Here is a 14,149-nt window from a genome sequence, read left to right as displayed (position 1 = left end):
TTATTTCATGGAGTCAACCATGTCCAGAACTGCCTTGCCCATAGTTTCAGATTTCTTATCTGCATCCTCAAGGGAAGTTCCCTTCACACCATAGTAGAATTTAACCTTCGGCTCTGTTCCGGACGGACGAACGCATACCCATGCATCATCTGTCAGCTCATAATAAAGAACGTTGGAGTTCGGAAGACCTGTAGGTTTCACTGCTCCTGTTGCCACATCTGTGATAGTATCTGCCTTGTAATCTCTTACAGCAGTTACTTTATGTCCTGCAAATTCTGCCGGCGGATTCTGACGCAGAGAATTCATGATCTCCTGGATCTTCTGAAGTCCTTCGATTCCCTTCATGGTCACAGACTGGATCGCATCTTTATAATAACCAAACTGTTCGTACATCTCGATCATTGCATCCCAGAGAGTCTTGCCCTGAGTCTTGTAGTATGCAGCAGCTTCGCAGAGTGCCATTGTAGCAACGATCGCATCTTTGTCCCTTGCATATGTACCGATCAGGCAGCCGTAGCTCTCTTCAAATCCAAAGAGATAGCTTCCCTTGCCGCTCTGCTCGAATCCAAGGATCTGCTGTCCGATAAACTTAAATCCTGTCAGAACCTCGATCAGCTTCACTCCGTATCCCTTCGCGATCGCATCTGCCAGGTTTGTGGTAACGATTGTCTTGATCAGTGCGCCATCCTCCGGAAGACTTCCGTTGATTGCTTTCTTCTGGCTGATCTCATAGTTTGCCAGCAGACATCCTGACATATTACCGGTCAGATCATGATACTCTCCGTTCTTGTCTTTCACACGTACACCAAGACGGTCTGCATCCGGGTCTGTTGCCAGTACCAGGTCTGCATCTACTTCCTTCGCGAGCTTCAGTCCAAGTTCAAATGCCTCTGCTGCTTCCGGGTTCGGATAGCTTACTGTCGGGAAATCTCCGTCAGGCAGCTCCTGCTCTTTAACAACATAAACGTTCTCAAAGCCAAGTTCCTTAAGAATTCTTCTTGCCGGGATGTTTCCGGTTCCGTGAAGTGGTGTGTAAACGATTTTGAGGTTCTTGCCCTCTGCCTCGATGGCATCCATATGGAGAACCTGTTTCTTAAGCTCTACCATATAAGCATCGTCTACTTCTTTGCCGATCACCTGGAAAAGGCCTGCTTTTTCTGCTTCTGCCTTGTCCATAGTCTTAACTGTGTTCCAGTCGGAAATGGATTTAACCTCTCCCATGATTCCACTGTCGTGAGGCGGTGTAATCTGTGCACCATCTTCCCAGTATACCTTGTATCCGTTATATTCCGGCGGGTTATGGCTGGCTGTTACGTTGATACCTGCTGCACATCCGAGATGACGGACTGCAAAAGAAAGCTCCGGTGTCGGTCTCAGAGACTCAAAGATATATGCCTTGATTCCGTTTGCTGCAAGGCAAAGAGCTGCTTCCTCAGCAAATTCCGGAGACATATGGCGAGAATCATAAGCGATTGCCACACCCTGGGACTTCTTGTCTACTTTTGCGATGTAGTTTGCAAGACCCTGAGTTGCTCTTCTTACTACATAGATATTCATGCGGTTGGTACCTGCTCCGATGATTCCACGAAGGCCAGCTGTACCAAACTCCAGATCCATATAAAAACGCTCTTTGATCTCGTTGTCATCTTCTGCGATATTCTTTAATTCTTCCTTTGTTGCATCATCAAAGTATGGGTTGGACAGCCACTGCTCATATACCTCTTTGTAATCCATACTGTTATACCTCCTGTTAATCGTATTTTCCAGTCTTTCCCAAGACCATTGGTGCTTTATATTATACACCTCCCTGCGTGAAAAAGGAAGAGAAAACCCAACAATTACTGTCAAATTTACTAATTTTTAACCTTGTTCTCGATAAAAAACAATCAAAAAGGATAATTTCCGAAACATTTGCTCTCAAAATTTTCCCAGGCTGTTTTCTGCCCTGTCAGATTCCTGAGCTTCTGCGTGTTTTTTTCCGAAATCCAGGCCTTGTTGTGTGAATAATAATAGTTTGCCAGCTTCCAGTATTTTTCCGGATACAGAAAACGGATTCGAAGATTCTGCCATTCTCCCGGAGAAATCTCCTTTATTTTGTGATAAGTATGCAGCATCTCCATTCCCAGTCGGACATCCCAGTTATATTTTTCAAGTATTTTTCTCATGAAGCGATACAGATCTGCCATCTGTATGTCAAAGCCCCAGTGTTCAAAACTTGTCACGGCTGTTTTCTTTCTTACCATGAGGACATTATGCTGATTGTACTCCCCATGACAGACACAGCCTTCCTCCATTGCTTTCTGCCGAAGCAGCGGATACTCCGATTCCTTCAGAAGTGCAAGCGCACGGTCTCCCTTTTCCAGATATGCTTCCACCGTTGCAAGATACAGCTTCTCAAACGAACAGGAGGCTCCTTTTTTGCGGATAAACTTTCGGATCTTACGCAGTTCCTGATTATGTCTCTGATAAATATCTTCCAGAGAAGGCTCCATATAATCCTCCACCAGCGGAAGCTTCATAAAGGTATGCATCTGTGCCAGCGTGCAGACACTTCTTAAGATATCCTCCTCCGATCTCGTATCGCATTCCCTTCCCTCATACCAGTGCTGCAGCGTATACGGAATCCCATCCTTATCTCTGCTCACCAGATTTCCTTCTTTATTGGCAAAATATGCATCCACTCTGCATCCGGCCTCTTCCAGAGTTTCCAGCAGTTCTTGCTGCTTCCTGAGCTTCTTTTCCGTCCCTTTGAATTCCTTCAGGATAAAAAGCCCTTCTTCCGTCCTGCACAGCAGTGCTCCCCTTGTACGGACTGTCGAAAGCAGGGTCAGGCTGTACTGTTCCAGTGTACTGAGTCCATAATCATACAAATTAAAATCCCCCTCTTGTTTTTGTACCTTCTATCTTATGTCCTCCGTTTCACAGAAATACCGAACAAAGCGGATAAGTCCGCTTCAAACTCCCTGAATCCCTCAATCTTTGAGGGACTTATTACGCTTTGCGCGCCAGATGCTGTCTGCTTTAGCAGACATATTCCACATGCATCTGGTCGCATCCTCGCGGAGCGTTTTTTACTTTATTGGAACATTACGGAGTAATTTCCTATAAAGCAAAAAAAGACTGCTGCACCACTGCTCGAAACGCAGCTGCAACAGTCTTATATATGTCAGATCAGTGACATTAATTTTTCTTTTGTATTATCCTCCGGAACATCCAGAACGTGCTCCAGCAGACGGTTCAGAATCTCACCAAGCTCCGGTCCCGGCTTATAACCAGCCTGGATCAGATCCCTTCCTGTCACAGCCAGCGTCTTCATGGAAATACACTGCTGTGCCCTCAAGATTTCCTCATAACATTCCCTCACGTCCGCCTGACGCTTTATCTTCTCATCCCGGCAGTATTCGCTCTGGGCAAGCATATCCGCCTTCTGGACCTCAAGATACAGTGGAAACAGCTCCTCCCCGATCCGGTTCATCGCCCTTCTCACCGCACGCATCTGTCCCTCCGGTCTATCATCATGATAACGGATCAGCCTGGAAACCTTTTCGATCGTATCATTATCAAATTTCAGACGCCTTAAGATCTTCTTCGACATCTCTTCACCCACTGCGGCATGCCGTTTAAAGTGGTCTCTGCCATTCTCATCCGTTGTCTTCATGACCGGTTTGGCAATATCGTGAAGCAGCATCGTCAGACGCAGAACCTTGTCCGCCTCCACATAGAGAAGGCTGTGAAGGATATGCTCTCCGACCGTAAAGCAATGATACGGCGTATTCTGCTCCGTCTCCATACAGAGATCAAACTCCGGCAGAAATTCCTTCGTGATCCCTGTCTCATACGCAGCTCTCAGATAATCCGGATGCGGAGAAACCAAAAGCTTCACAAGCTCCGCCTGAATCCTCTCTGCACTGACATTCTTAAGGTTTGAGGTCAGCCTGCTGATCCCTGCTTTGGTCTGTTCTTCAATCTCGAAACCAAGCTGTGCGGAAAAACGGACCGCTCTCATGATCCTGAGTGCATCCTCATGAAAACGCTCCATCGGATCCCCTACACAACGAATGATCTTGTTTTCCATGTCATCCATCCCATGAAAAAGATCCACAAGACCCTCCTTCGGATGATATGCCATGGCATTGATCGTAAAATCTCTTCGCTTCAGATCCTCCTCAAGGCTGGAAGTAAAGGTTACTTCCTTCGGATGCCGGCCATCCTCATAATCGCCGTCCACCCGATAGGTGGTGATCTCATATCCCTCCTTGTCCATCATCACCGTAACTGTACCATGCTGAAGACCGGTATCTATCGTTCTTGGAAACAGTTCCTTCACCTGATACGGTGACGCAGACGTGGTAATATCCCAGTCATTCGGATTCCTGTCCAGAATAGAATCCCGGACACAGCCTCCGACCACGTAAGCTTCATAGCCATTTTCATTTAAAACCTGTAATATTTTTTCCGCATTTGATGGAATCGTTAATTTCATAATTAGTATGCTCTTCCCCAGTAAACCATCTTCTTAGCCGGTTTTCCACAGCATACGCAGACATCACTTAAGTGCTCCTGCTCAAACGGCATACATCTGGATGTTGCCTGAACATCTTCTTTGATCTTGTCCTCACACTCGCGGTTTCCGCACCACATAGCTTTGACAAATCCCGGTTTGTTGTTGATGGTATCTTTGAATTCTTCATAATCTGTTGCAACATAAGTATGTGCATCACGATGTGCACGCGCACGCTCCAGCATATCCTTCTGCATGGTATCCAGAACTTCCTGAACCTTATCAGCCAGTTCTTCAAAAGTAACCACATACTTCTCTCTTGTATCACGACGGCAGATAACAGCCTGTCCGTTCTCGATATCCTTCGGTCCACATTCGATACGAACCGGAATTCCTCTCATTTCCTGCTCTGCGAATTTGAATCCCGGGCTTCTGTCTGTATCATCCACTTTGACACGGATTCCGGCAGCCTTCAGTGCTGCAAACAGCTCATCCGCTTTCTCAAGAACCCCTTCTTTACGCTGCTGGATCGGAATGATAACAGCCTGCATCGGAGCGATTCTCGGCGGCAGAACAAGTCCGCTGTTGTCACCGTGAACCATGATCAGTGCACCGATCATACGTGTTGTCATACCCCAGGAGGTCTGGTGTACATATTTCAGTGTGTTATCCTTGTCTGTATACTGGATGCCGAAGGCTCTGGCAAAACCGTCACCGAAGTTATGGCTGGTTCCGGACTGGAGTGCCTTTCCGTCATGCATCAGAGATTCGATCGTGTAAGTTGCTACCGCACCTGCAAATTTCTCCTTGTCAGTCTTCTGTCCCTTGATAACCGGGATTGCAAGAACTTCCTCGCAGAAATCCGCATACAGGTTCAGCATCTGAATCGTTCTCTCTTCTGCTTCCTCAGCTGTTGCATGAGCAGTATGTCCCTCCTGCCACAAAAACTCTCTGGAACGAAGGAACGGACGGGTTGTCTTCTCCCAGCGCACTACAGAACACCACTGGTTGTATACCTTCGGAAGATCTCTGTGGGACTGGATGTCTTTCTGATAGAAATCACAGAACAGAGTCTCAGAAGTCGGACGTACACAGAGACGCTCCTGAAGCTCATTCAGACCGCCATGAGTAACCCATGCTACCTCCGGTGCAAATCCCTCTACATGATCCTTCTCCTTCTGAAGAAGAGATTCCGGAATGAACATCGGCATATATACGTTCTGTACACCTGTCTCTTTGAATCTGCGGTCAAGCTCATGCTGGATATTTTCCCAGATCGCATAACCTGCCGGTTTGATCGCCATACATCCTTTTACACTTGTGTAGCCGCACAGCTCTGCCTTCTTAACAACGTCAGTATACCACTGTGCAAAATCTTCCTCCATGGAAGTGATAGCTTCTACTAATTTCTTCGCCATAATTCTAACTCCTTTTCTGAATAATTTGTATCAGATCAGAGGCTCATCATCTATCCTGTTACATAGAAAAAAGTCCTCTGATCCCGGTAAAGGGACCGAAGGACTTCGGCGGTACCACCCTAATTAGCAATCCTTAAACAATTGCTCTCTCAAAACCCATTAACGCTGGATCCACGCTGCACTTCACTTATGCAGAGCTCCGAGGCCGGTTCCACGATTCGCGCACAGAATCCTCACACCATATGGATTCCTCTCTGAGATTGCTCCTCATGTACTATTCTCTTCATCGCCGTTATCATTATCCAGGATGCCTCATCCTGCATATTACCTATATCTTATGCGAAATCCAGATTCGTGTCAAGAGCCTATTTTAATCCTATCCTGAATAAATTTTCCCTCAGATCCACTTTCTCAAACTGATCATTGTACTGCATGATCTTGTATTCTGATACCAGATCCTGATACTCCTTCGGAAGCTCCTCCTCAGAATACCAGTTACCCTCTTCGTCGCAGTATGCTCCCATTCCAATGATCGGAAGCTTCTCCTTTATCTTGAGGATCGTCTGATTATAAGCAGGCAGTTCCACACCCGCCAGCTTCAGAACATAGCTTCCAAGATAATTGGAACTGAAATCTTCTGTCTCTGTCTCGGAATCATAGTTTGTCCAGATCACATATGGAGTCTGATACTCCTTCTGCTTCTCCGTCAGACTCAGAGCTGCCGTATTTTTTCCCAGTACTTTGGAATAAAATCCCTCTTCCAGTTTCGGCCAGTGATCTCCAAACATAACGATCATCGTAGGTTCGTCTACCTTTTCGAAATATCCGATCAGGTTCTTAAAAGCCTCATCCGACTGTCTTGCCAGAGATAAATACATCTCCGCCAGCGGATATTCCCCGTCATAATCCAGCTTTACATCCGGCTCATATCCGGCACTTCTCTCTTCCGTATATCCGCCATGATTCTGCATCGTTACACAGAATATAAAATTCTTCTGATCCTTTTCTTTGCTGTTATATAAATCAATGATCCTGTTATACAGCGACTGATCACTGCAGTAATTCCTCAGCCTGTCCATTTCTTCGCCCCAGTTCTCAATACTGAAAAACTGGTCAAAGCCCATACTCTTATAGACCTTTTCGCGGTTCCAGTTTGCAGCCTTGTGCGGGTGCATCGCAATCGTCTGATACCCCTGCGCTTTCAGGATATCTGCCATACCATATTCCGGATCTCTGACATAGAGCTGATACGGAACACTTCCCGACGGAAGAAACTGGATACTGTTTCCCGTCAGAGCTTCATACTCCGATCTTGCCGTTCCTCCGCCAAACGTTGGTACATGCATCTGTCCATGCTTTACGTTCTTGTTCATACTCCTGATATACGGAAGGATCTCCTTGTTCGCCTTAAGATCACCAACATCTTCAAAATCCACAAGACTCTCATTCATGATCATAATGATATTTGTCGCCTGCACGGTTTCTTTATCTGCCTGTACAGTCTCTGTATCTTCTGTGTCTTCCGTATATTTCTCCGCGATTGCATCCACTGCGTCCGCTGAATATCCTTCCGGTTTCTCAACGGTAAAATATCTCAGCTCCCTGAGCAGCGTATACATATAGCCCTTGTTTATATGATCACTGTTGACGGACCACAGAAGTACATTCTCCATCTTCTGTATTTTCGGATAAGACTGCCATAATGCAATCGCAACAAACCCCAGTACACCCCAGCGCATGATCCTGTTTCTGGCACTTTTGTCTCCCAGTTCAAATCTCTGAAATATCAGCTGGATCACAAGGAAACACAATACCGCGACCATCGTCAGCGCCAGAAGCTTCGGCATCCGGAACTGATATTCCCCAACGACCTCCGCCGCAGTTCCCATTCCCACTATATCCAGAAGCATAAAAGGCTGGCCTCTGAACATGATCACATAATAATTTACCAGCGCAGCCGTCACCAGTGCAACAGTATATACCACTGCCGCTACTTTAGCCTTTCTGAAAATCAGGATCATAACCGCAAAAAGTGCATAATATATAACAAGATTATACAGCTGATATTTCACTTCCATTGAAAACAGACGTGTTACGATCTGTCTGGCTGTTCTTAACTGGGACATCTTGTATCTCACACTCAGCACCGTTATCATCTGTACAATTTCAAACACAATGATCGGCGTCACAGCCAGAAGTATATTGCTTAAAATCCGAAATACACCCCTGCATTTTGCATTTTCAGATTTTCCCGTTTCTCTTTCTCTTTTCTCTTCCCCTTTATTAAAATTAAACATCTAAATTTATTTTTCTTCCTGTTCGATTGTATTTATAATATCTCACCCCTGCTGCATCCAGCATCCTCTTGGATGCGATCACAGACGGTGTGTGTTCGTATTTGTCGCAGTCATATATGACGGTTTTGATTCCAGCCTGGATGATCGCCTTGGCACATTCATTACACGGAAACAAAGAAACATAAAGCTTTGCGCCCTCCAGACTTCCTCCACGATAGTTCAAGATCGCGTTCAGCTCACTGTGCGTCACATACAGATACTTTGTATCCAGCGGTTCTCCCTCTCTCGCCCACGGAAATTCATCATCCGAGCATCCATTCGGAAACCCGTTGTATCCCATCGACAGGATCTTGTTGTCCTCACTGACAATGCAGGCACCCACCTGCGAATTCGGATCCTTTGATCTCATTCCTGAAAGAATCGCCACACCCATAAAATACTCATCCCACGAAATATACCCCTGTCGTTTCTGAATATGTACTGCCATTGTAAAAAGCCCCTTTCTCACAAATACCGGCTTCCTCATAAAATCCCAGGAAGCCGGCAGTAATTGTCTACGTAATTATTCAGTACCCTCAGATCTCCGGATTTACATCCGCGATATCTGTATCCTCTTCAATCATTTTGATTCTGCGGATATGACGCTCCTCCTCTGAAAATGGAGTATTCAGGAAGGTATCCACGATCTTGATCGCCAGTCCAGGTCCGACAACTCTTCCTCCCATTGCCAGAATGTTTGCATTGTTGTGAAGTCTTGTTGCCTCTGCACTGAAGCAGTCTGAACACAGTGCCGCACGGATTCCCTTGAATTTATTTGCAGTAATAGAGATTCCGATTCCTGTACCACAAACCAGGATTCCCTTTTCACAGTCTCCACTCTGCACTGCGATCGCTACACGCTTCGCATAGATCGGATAATCTGTAGAATCCATACTGTCACATCCGAAATCCTTGTATTCCAGATTGTGCTCCTTCAAATACTTAATAATCTCCTGCTTCAGTTCATAACCGCCATGGTCACATCCTAATGCTATCATCACAATTCCTCCTGTGTTTTAATTATTTTATGTCCAGCTGCCTTAAGAAGCCGGTTCATGATCGCCTGTCCCATTCTCGGCGTATAAAAAGCCTCCGAATAGATCACATTCACATCCGCCTCATCAAAATCCCTGAGGACCTCATACAGATGATGTGCGATCGTTTCCTCCTCTTCCCGGCTGCCGATACTCAAAACCAGCCCACTGGCATACTGTGCCCTCGTTTCATCCGTCGCAATAATACCTGCCTTCAGCCCCTTCGCTGCGGCCTCTCTGGTCAGCCGGTTAATACAATCGATCACTTCTTCCTGCGGTCCTTCCACGATCGACAGATCCGCCTTCGGCGCATAATGACGATATTTCATTCCCGGAGCCTTCGGCCGGACACTGCTGTCGGTGATCAGAAGCCCCTTGTCCATGCGGACCTCACCCAGAACCTCTCTCAACATCTCCAACGAAATATAACCCGGTCTCAAAACCACCGGGACATCCTCTGTAAAATCTACGATCGTAGATTCCAACCCGATTCCAACCTGTCCGCCATCAATGATCATCTCAATCGCATCTCCCAGGTCTTCCTCCACATGCTCCGCCATCGTCGGACTCGGTCTGCCGGATGTATTGGCACTCGGTGCCGCCACAAAACCACCCGCTGCCTTTATCAGTTCCTGTGCGATACGGTCACTCGGAAAACGCACCGCCACACTGTCCAGACCTCCCGTCGTCTCCCTCGGCACAACATCCGCCTTCGGAAGAATCATGGTCAGCGGTCCCGGCCAGTATTTCTTCGCAAGGATCTGTGCACCCTCCGGGATCTCCGTCGTGACCCTTGCCAGATCTTTAAGATCCGCGATATGCACGATCAGGGGATTGTCCGACGGTCTGCCCTTGGCCGCATAAATCTTCATTGATGCCGCCGGATCCAGGGCATTCCCCCCAAGTCCGTAGACAGTCTCTGTCGGAAAAGCGACAAGACCGCCCTCCTTCAGTATCTTTCCTGCTTTCTGTATGGCTTCCATATTAAGATGCTCTGCATCCATTGCCACAACTTCCGCTCTCATTTCTTAATTCCTCTCATTCTGTTTCGGATATTTCTGTCTCCTCACGTGGTTATTATAGTAGATTTTTGATAAATACACAACAGGGGATTTTGGAATGATTACCGTAGGCTTTTGTACATAGCAGCCTATTTTTTGCGATCTTTTGGATGGCCCATCTTCTCCTTCGTATCATCCGGCACATCAATCAGCCCAAACCGGTAGAACATTCCGTAGATGTAAGTCACGCCCCGGATATCCCCCAGAGCTTTCGGGCGATCTACCACTCCTCCCACCTTTTTAATATTCTGTAGTGCCAAAAGCACCGAACTCCATGCCAGGCTTTTACTATTCTCCCGGCGGTCGATCCACAGTTCCTTCGTGTACTCGCTATTCCTGCCTTTCCTCACCTCATAAGCAAATGGCAATCCAGAGTAGGTTTTAAACCCTACCCCGGCATAAGACACAACCACTCTCCAAAAGTTTTCTTCTGTCGGATCATCCCTCCACCGCTTCATCGCTCTGTACCTCCGCTGCCGCTCAGCTCCAACACTGATCTTCTCTTTATCAGCTGTGCTTGAGTAGTACACACCTTTTTTATACGGAAGATATGAGGTAACGGAAGCTTTGGAGAGTTGAAGAGCATTTGCGGTTGAGAGGATTGCTTCTTTATAACTCTGTGTTTCTCGGTACTCCTCAAAGGTATCCTGTACCTTCTCCGCCACATCTGATTCATACACACCGGCCGTGATGAGGATCTTCCGGACTTTAATTGGGTTAAGGTTCAGAGCATCGCCGATGGATTGGAGCGAACAATCCTCCCCATAAAGAGCCACAGTTGCATCCATCTGCTCTTTCAGATTCTTCCCGGCATCGTACTCCGGCTTCAGCTTCTTCCGACCACCGCCGGGCTTTCGGGGTTTATATGGTCTTTTCTCTCCCATTATTATTCGTGCAGCTCCAGCGGCAGTCCGTCCGGGTCATGAAAGAAAGTCATCTTCTTGCCGGTGTAATCATCCACACGGATCGGCTCACATTCAATCCCTACCTCCGCCAACTCTTTCACCGTCTGCTCCACGCTGTCTACGCAGAACGCAAGATGACGCAGACCACAGGCCTCTGGGCGGTTCACACGCTTCGGAGGGTTTTCCTCAGCGAAAATCTCCAGCTCTGTGTGTTCATTAACACGAAGATCCAGCTTCCAGTCCTTACGCTCTGGGCGATAGTTTTCTCTGATGACAGAGAGACCCAGCTTGTTCACATAGAAATCTTTTGCGGCTTCGTAGTCGGATACGATGATTGCAATGTGATGTATTTTAGATAAATTCATTTTTCTCACGCTCCATTTCTTTTAATTTTGTTCTTTTTTATTTCCATCTCAAACTATATAGAAACCTTCAAAAATACCGTGTGAACTCCTGGAGTTCAGTTTGTCCACACGGCATATCATCAAAACTTGATCACTTTCGGCTCATGGGTGAAAGAACTAATGGTAGCCACACCATTCTTGAAGTAGAACACTTCAGTGTTGCCATCATCTGCGGCATACATCTTCTTCAGTGCCGGATAAGCATCCAGCATAGATTCTCTCGCCTCAATGCGGTCATCCTCTACCAGTTCACCGGCAACGCGAATCCACTCGCCGCCTTTGAATGCACACAACTCTGCTTTCGGATTGGCATGCAGCTGCTTGGAAACATCCTTCTTCTTGCCAGTCTGAATGTACAGCTTGCCTTCAAAAATATGTGCTGTGCCAAACGGACGCACTCTCGGCTGGTCGCCCTCGACCGTTGCCAGATAATATGTTTCAGCCTCTTTTAAGAACTTTACGATTTCTTCCATTTAATTCTTTCCTTTCCCACACAGTCATGTGTGTTTTATATTTTTATGGTTTTATTTCAGTTTTTCGAGGATTTCATCCGCGCTCACACCGCTTGCCAGTAGCTTCTTCAGCACTGCTTCTACTTCAGCCTTCTTAGCTTCTTCAGCGGCCTTAGCATCTGCCTTTGCATTTTTCGCCTCCAGCGTTGCCACTTCTTTTTCGGCCTTCTTCTGAGCAGTCTTCTTCTCTTTCAGATCAGCCTTCAAAGTGTTAATGTTTGCGGCGATAGATACGATCTCAGTATTCAGAGACGCAATAGTCCCCTGCTTTTCTGCGATCTGAGATGCGTAGTCGGTATGGATAGTTTTGGGACGGTTTTTGCTGCCTTTCTATTCTCTTTCTCACATCTTCGCCGACCATAAGATCGTTGCCTGCTGCTCACCACGGAGATGTGTGTGATTATCAGAGCAGCATAGAGAGCTTCCACTCCCAGTGTATCACAGTTCCATATCTTTTTACAAACGTTTTTTTATCTTCTTTATTCCACAGTAACACACGCCGCCTAGCACTCCGCCGACTGTGTTATAGAAGATGTCTGATAGCTGGAACGTTCCCAAGCGAAGCAATAACTGCAGCATTTCAATGCTTATTGAAAAGATAAATGCTATCTTTCCGCTTTGCCACAGTATTTTCTTCCAGCCGTTTCCTATCTTCTCTCTGAATGTCCACACCACTACTGCTGAGAACGGCACCATCATAATCACATTCTCAATGCATTCGGTTGTCAGTTTCTGTTCGCCGTTCACTGTCTCCCAGATGCCCCAGCCACCCATGACATCGGATAAAGGATTCATCCACAGCTGACGGTTTAACAGGGTTCGGAACAGAATAAGTGAAGTCACAAAAGCTAAGAAAAACAACCTCCGGAAGAACACGCTCTCTTTAAATCTCTGATACCATGTCACTATGGCACTCTTCCATCCTTTGCCAGCATATATTGGTTCATACGCATACAGGTAGAAAAATATAGCCAAAAAGGAAAGAAGAATCGAGAATCCAAATGGCTCATAGAGAGCAGTCAGGATGTTTGTGATGATCTTTCCGAGTAAATCAATCGTTTCTTTCATCGCTGTTTACAGATCACTGAACAGATCAGCCTTATACACGCCATTCTCCAGCATCTTCTTAAAGCTGTCCTTTACTGCTGCGACATCTTCGTGATAGGTCATGCCATACCAGGTATCATTTGTTTTCAAAACCTTCACAGACATTTTACCCTGTTCCAGCAGTTCACCGATGAAGATCGGGATCAGATACTCTGCTTTCAGAGGATTGCCCGGGATTTCTTTCTCAAAGAACTCTTTGAAGCCTTCTTCCAGTACATCCAGAAAATCAGGTATCAGTCCCCACATATTCATGGATACCAGAGAATTCACATCGACAGCCACGCCGTCAGCCTCTGCTCCATTTGCAGTCTTCACGATGTTCTTGGTTTCCACAACCTCAGTCAGATTATTCTGCTCATCCATCTTGCAGATACCACGGGTCACACCGCCATTGTCAGACAGGGTATTCTTCAGCACAAAGCCTGCCATGCAGGACTTGCCACCATTCACCAGATACTCATGAACGGCCTTGAAGCCTTCCTTGCCATAGTAATCATCTGCATTGATCACGATAAACGGGGTATCAATCACATTTTTAGCAGCAAGCACAGCCTGACCGGTTCCCCACGGCTTTGTACGGCCTGTTGGGAGCTCTCCCGGAATATCATTGATATCCTGAAAAGCATAGTCCACAGTTACATTGTGAGAAGAGCAAATGGAGGCAATGCGATCACCGATGACCTCTTTGAACTCTTTCTCGATATCCTTGCGGATGATAAATACTACGTGGTTGAAACCAGCTTCAATCGCATCATGAATTGAATAGTCCATGATGATATGATTAAAAGCATCCACCGGCTCCAACTGCTTAATTCCCGTTCCGAAACGGCTGCCAATACCGGCTGCCATGATAAGTAATGTTGTTTTCATT

14 protein-coding genes and 1 other annotated feature are annotated in these 14,149 nt (G+C 46.4%); all 14 genes read right to left on the bottom strand.

Annotated elements, in window-relative coordinates:
* Positions 1 to 1,734, bottom strand: coding sequence for a phospho-sugar mutase (locus tag LIR34_RS12825; protein WP_173901783.1), 1,734 nt, complete (start codon positions 1,732 to 1,734; stop codon positions 1 to 3).
* A gap of 152 nt (positions 1,735 to 1,886) precedes the next feature.
* Positions 1,887 to 2,870, bottom strand: a complete 984-nt coding sequence (locus tag LIR34_RS12820; protein ID WP_173901782.1) for a CotS family spore coat protein — start codon at positions 2,868 to 2,870, stop codon at positions 1,887 to 1,889.
* A gap of 296 nt (positions 2,871 to 3,166) precedes the next feature.
* Entirely contained in the window at positions 3,167 to 4,483 is a 1,317-nt protein-coding gene (locus tag LIR34_RS12815; RefSeq protein WP_173901781.1) for a CCA tRNA nucleotidyltransferase, read from the bottom strand.
* Between the two features lie 2 nt (positions 4,484 to 4,485).
* Complete coding sequence (proS, locus tag LIR34_RS12810) at positions 4,486 to 5,919, bottom strand: proline--tRNA ligase (RefSeq protein WP_161284010.1); 1,434 nt, start codon at positions 5,917 to 5,919, stop codon at positions 4,486 to 4,488.
* Positions 5,920 to 6,006: 87 nt separating this feature from the next.
* Positions 6,007 to 6,215, bottom strand: a binding site (T-box leader).
* A gap of 69 nt (positions 6,216 to 6,284) precedes the next feature.
* Entirely contained in the window at positions 6,285 to 8,216 is a 1,932-nt protein-coding gene (locus LIR34_RS12805; RefSeq protein ID WP_173901780.1) for an LTA synthase family protein, read from the bottom strand.
* Positions 8,209 to 8,703, bottom strand: a complete 495-nt coding sequence (locus tag LIR34_RS12800; RefSeq protein WP_173901779.1) for a deoxycytidylate deaminase — start codon at positions 8,701 to 8,703, stop codon at positions 8,209 to 8,211. The genes LIR34_RS12805 and LIR34_RS12800 overlap by 8 nt, the downstream gene beginning before the upstream one ends.
* Before the next feature lie 88 nt (positions 8,704 to 8,791).
* The gene (gene rpiB / locus LIR34_RS12795) at positions 8,792 to 9,253 is read right to left on the bottom strand and encodes a ribose 5-phosphate isomerase B (RefSeq protein ID WP_173901778.1); all 462 of its coding nucleotides are present in this window, start codon (positions 9,251 to 9,253) and stop codon (positions 8,792 to 8,794) included.
* Entirely contained in the window at positions 9,253 to 10,314 is a 1,062-nt protein-coding gene (locus tag LIR34_RS12790; RefSeq protein WP_173901777.1) for an L-threonylcarbamoyladenylate synthase, read from the bottom strand. The genes rpiB and LIR34_RS12790 overlap by 1 nt, the downstream gene beginning before the upstream one ends.
* A 125-nt stretch (positions 10,315 to 10,439) precedes the next feature.
* Positions 10,440 to 11,234 (bottom strand): hypothetical protein, encoded by a 795-nt coding sequence (locus tag LIR34_RS12785; protein WP_244092148.1) that lies wholly within the window; start codon positions 11,232 to 11,234, stop codon positions 10,440 to 10,442.
* A gap of 2 nt (positions 11,235 to 11,236) precedes the next feature.
* Positions 11,237 to 11,620, bottom strand: coding sequence for an SMU1112c/YaeR family gloxylase I-like metalloprotein (gloA2, locus tag LIR34_RS12780; protein ID WP_173901776.1), 384 nt, complete (start codon positions 11,618 to 11,620; stop codon positions 11,237 to 11,239).
* Between the two features lie 119 nt (positions 11,621 to 11,739).
* Positions 11,740 to 12,132, bottom strand: coding sequence for a pyridoxamine 5'-phosphate oxidase family protein (locus tag LIR34_RS12775; RefSeq protein ID WP_173901775.1), 393 nt, complete (start codon positions 12,130 to 12,132; stop codon positions 11,740 to 11,742).
* Positions 12,133 to 12,183: 51 nt separating this feature from the next.
* Positions 12,184 to 12,378 carry a hypothetical protein gene (locus tag LIR34_RS12770; protein ID WP_244092147.1) on the bottom strand — a complete coding sequence of 65 codons (195 nt, stop codon included), beginning with the start codon at positions 12,376 to 12,378 and terminating at the stop codon, positions 12,184 to 12,186.
* A 249-nt stretch (positions 12,379 to 12,627) separates the two neighbouring features.
* Positions 12,628 to 13,239, bottom strand: a complete 612-nt coding sequence (locus tag LIR34_RS12765; protein WP_173901774.1) for a VanZ family protein — start codon at positions 13,237 to 13,239, stop codon at positions 12,628 to 12,630.
* 6 nt (positions 13,240 to 13,245) lie between these two features.
* The gene (locus tag LIR34_RS12760) at positions 13,246 to 14,148 is read right to left on the bottom strand and encodes a sugar phosphate nucleotidyltransferase (RefSeq protein WP_173901773.1); all 903 of its coding nucleotides are present in this window, start codon (positions 14,146 to 14,148) and stop codon (positions 13,246 to 13,248) included.
* Position 14,149 lies beyond the last annotated feature (1 nt).

This window comes from Blautia sp. MSK17_66 (assembly GCF_020538025.1).
Classification (GTDB): Bacteria; Bacillota; Clostridia; order Lachnospirales; family Lachnospiraceae; genus Blautia_A.
This window is presented reverse-complemented; position numbering and strand designations above follow the sequence as displayed.

Excerpts from the sequence above, each read along its gene's own strand:
- LIR34_RS12825 (WP_173901783.1), bottom strand. The coding sequence starts at position 1,734 with ATGGATTACAAAGAGGTATATGAGCAGTGGCTGTCCAACCCATACTTT.
- LIR34_RS12815 (WP_173901781.1), bottom strand. The coding sequence starts at position 4,483 with ATGAAATTAACGATTCCATCAAATGCGGAAAAAATATTACAGGTTTTA.
- proS (WP_161284010.1), bottom strand. The coding sequence starts at position 5,919 with ATGGCGAAGAAATTAGTAGAAGCTATCACTTCCATGGAGGAAGATTTT.
- LIR34_RS12805 (WP_173901780.1), bottom strand. The coding sequence starts at position 8,216 with ATGTTTAATTTTAATAAAGGGGAAGAGAAAAGAGAAAGAGAAACGGGA.
- LIR34_RS12800 (WP_173901779.1), bottom strand. The coding sequence starts at position 8,703 with ATGGCAGTACATATTCAGAAACGACAGGGGTATATTTCGTGGGATGAG.
- rpiB (WP_173901778.1), bottom strand. The coding sequence starts at position 9,253 with ATGATAGCATTAGGATGTGACCATGGCGGTTATGAACTGAAGCAGGAG.
- LIR34_RS12790 (WP_173901777.1), bottom strand. The coding sequence starts at position 10,314 with ATGAGAGCGGAAGTTGTGGCAATGGATGCAGAGCATCTTAATATGGAA.
- LIR34_RS12785 (WP_244092148.1), bottom strand. The coding sequence starts at position 11,234 with ATGGGAGAGAAAAGACCATATAAACCCCGAAAGCCCGGCGGTGGTCGG.
- gloA2 (WP_173901776.1), bottom strand. The coding sequence starts at position 11,620 with ATGAATTTATCTAAAATACATCACATTGCAATCATCGTATCCGACTAC.
- LIR34_RS12775 (WP_173901775.1), bottom strand. The coding sequence starts at position 12,132 with ATGGAAGAAATCGTAAAGTTCTTAAAAGAGGCTGAAACATATTATCTG.
- LIR34_RS12765 (WP_173901774.1), bottom strand. The coding sequence starts at position 13,239 with ATGAAAGAAACGATTGATTTACTCGGAAAGATCATCACAAACATCCTG.
- LIR34_RS12760 (WP_173901773.1), bottom strand. The coding sequence starts at position 14,148 with ATGAAAACAACATTACTTATCATGGCAGCCGGTATTGGCAGCCGTTTC.